The sequence below is a fragment of the Halorussus litoreus genome (assembly GCF_003382685.1).
Classification (GTDB): domain Archaea; phylum Halobacteriota; class Halobacteria; order Halobacteriales; family Haladaptataceae; genus Halorussus; species Halorussus litoreus.
Genome location: NZ_KZ859519.1, coordinates 32167 through 34785, shown reverse-complemented (window position 1 = coordinate 34785; position 2619 = coordinate 32167). Strand labels below are relative to the sequence as shown.

The window sequence follows — 2619 nt, the reverse complement described above, 5'->3', positions numbered from 1 at the left end:
CCGGCAGCCGCGTCGGCTGCCGGCGAGTCGGTCGCGGACGCTTCGGTTCGGTTGGAAGATCTCTCGTCTACCTCCTCCGTTTCGGACCGCTCGCCGTCTTCTTTGCCGGATTCGAGCGGGTCCCTACTCATCGTCACCCCCCACGACCCCGAGCGAGACGAGCTGGTAGCGATGTAGGCCGAACGCAACGAGCGCGCTCGCGCCCAGCAGCAGCCCGCCGGCAGTCGAGAGGGCGAGCGACCCGCGAGTGCTCGCCCACGCGAGCCCGACCCCGGCGGCCACCCAGCCGAGCAGGACGACTGCTCCGCCGAGGTCGAGCCCGCCGTCGAATCTGCCCCCGAACTCGTCGGCTCCTTCTTCCGGGGTTTCCGCGACCTCGTCGGCTCCTTCTCCCCCGAGGCCCGCGCTCTCGTCGGGACGCTCCCGTTTCAGTACCGGCGCGAGCAGCATCCCGACCAGTCCGGCCTCCACCGCGGCGATCCAGACGAGGTTGGTTCCCCCTGCGAGTGCGCCCGCTGGCAAGATCGCCGCGAGTGTCACGTGGCCGAGAGCGAAGGCGTAGGCCGGTGTCAGCAGATACCACGCGACGGGGACGGCGACGGCTCCGAGGACGGCGACGACCGGGCTCTCGCCGGGAAAGACGAGCAGCGCAAGCGCCGCGACCAGCGCGCTCGCGCCGCCGAGTCGGGGGTGCTCGCTCGGAGTCGCCGAGCGGTCGGCCACTCGCTCGGACTCGGCGCGTCCCGACATCGTCACTCACCCGCCTCCGCGCGCGGTCGGGGTCGAGTTCGGTTCACGGCGAGCAGTGCGTCGAGTCTGTCGCCCGGCCCGACCTCGTAGGCCCTGACGCGATCGAGGTTGCCGATTCCGCGCCGGAACCGCTCGAAGTCGGCGTACCGGTCGTACGCGGTGTCGAGATCGACCTCGCGGTCGAACAGCGCGCCCGGCGTCAGGAACGCCACCACGTGGTCGTCTCGCCGGCGGGCGATCTTCGTCACCTCCCTGGTTTCGGTGGGTCGGGCGTCGTCGGTCAGCACCACGGCCGTCACCGCGCCGCGCAGTCGGTCGAGCCGGGTGCCGGCAGTCCGGTAGAGCGGGTCCGCCGTGACGCGCTCGACGTACGGGTCGGCGTCCGCGAAGAACGGCCGTAATCGGTCGGCGAACGCCGAGTCGTCGCCGCGCAGGCGCGCGGCCCGGCGTCTGGCGACCGCCGGCGAGTGGGTTCCCGCGTTCTGGCCGGCTCCGTCGTTACCGCCCGCTCGCCAGTCTGCGGAACCCGCTCGCTCGTCCGCCGAATCGGGTTCGAGCGCTCGGAGGTGACGTTCGAGCTTCGCGTACCCCTCTTCGGTCGTGGTCGGCGGCTGGTCGACGAGCAGTCCGGCCTCGCCGACCGCGTAGAGCGCCACGGGGTCGCCCCGCTCGCGCGCGTGCCGGACGACCGCGAGCGCGACCTGCCGGACGTAGTCGAACTTCGTCTCGCCCGCGGGCCCGTCGGCCATCGACGCCCGGCAGTCGAGCAGGAGGACCGTGCGGCGCTCGGTGGTGGTCTCGAACTCCCGGACGTGGGGCTCGCCGAGTCGGGCGGTTGCGTTCCAGTCGATGCGCTGGACCTCGTCGCCGGGAACGTAGGCGCGGATGTCGGCCAACTCGATGCCGGGGCCGCGCTCGTCGCTGGCGTACTCGCCGTACGGCGCGTCGGCCGTCTCGCCGCCGACGCCGACGTGGACGTTCGTCGGCCCGCGCGGGGTGGCCGTCAGTTCCAACGGGTGGCCCGCGGGGAATCGAATCCGGAACCGGCCAGCCGGGTCGCTCGCGGTCGCGGTCGCCGGGTCGGACTCGAACGCGCCGGCCAGCCGGGGTCGGACCGCGAACGCGGTCGTCGCGGTACGCTGGCCGACCGACAGCGCGGCTCGGGTGCCGGAACTGTCGCCTGCCTGGTCGACTTCGCCCCCGGACTCGGCCACTTCGCCGCCGGATTCGACCAGTTCGACGCCGACCGGTGGGTTCGCCTCTATTGCGAGGTCGACCGGAGCCGGGTCCGGCAGTTCGGCGTCGAGGACGACGCGCACCTCGTCGCCGACCCTGACCGCGTCGCGCGCGACCGACTGGTCGACCGACAGGTCGGCCGCGACCGCGGACACGTCCCGGACAAAGGCGTACTGGCGGGCGAGCAGCCAGCCCGCGACCCCGGCCGCACCGACCAGCAGCGACGGCCGGGCGAACGCCACGGCCGCGGCGACCAGCGCGACGACTAACCCAGCCTCTCCCCAGTACCCGCGAGTCACCCCCATAGACACCGACACGGCGGTCCCGTAGTTCAAGCTACTGGTGGTCGAGCGGGCGGTAATCGGCCGTTACCGTCCCACGGCGACCCCACGGTCCATCAGACGTATTACCGACGCCGGAGTAGTGTCCCGCGTGAATCGGGGGAGGGTGGTGCGATGCGGTCAGGTAGTCGTCGTCCTCGCGATCCTAATAGCGACGGCCCCGCAGACCGGCCTCGGTGCGGTGGACGCCGGCATGCCGACACCCACCGTTCCGGACGTGGCAAGCGAATCGACACCGGACGTGACGAGCGAATCGAGCGCACTCGATTCGCTCGTCACGTCCGGTGCCGGC

General features: G+C 72.2%; 2 protein-coding genes. Both read right to left on the bottom strand.

Annotated elements, in window-relative coordinates:
• Positions 1-123: 123 nt before the first annotated feature.
• Positions 124-750, bottom strand: a complete 627-nt coding sequence (locus tag DPQ64_RS08725; protein ID WP_115863970.1) for a hypothetical protein — start codon at positions 748-750, stop codon at positions 124-126.
• Positions 751-752: 2 nt separating this feature from the next.
• Positions 753-2291, bottom strand: a complete 1539-nt coding sequence (locus DPQ64_RS08720; protein ID WP_157971645.1) for a DUF58 domain-containing protein — start codon at positions 2289-2291, stop codon at positions 753-755.
• Positions 2292-2619 lie beyond the last annotated feature (328 nt).

What these genes read in the sequence shown, in the direction of transcription:
- DPQ64_RS08725 (WP_115863970.1), bottom strand. Translation starts at nt 750, where the DNA reads ATGTCGGGACGCGCCGAGTCCGAGCGAGTGGCCGACCGCTCGGCGACT.
- DPQ64_RS08720 (WP_157971645.1), bottom strand. Translation starts at nt 2,291, where the DNA reads ATGGGGGTGACTCGCGGGTACTGGGGAGAGGCTGGGTTAGTCGTCGCG.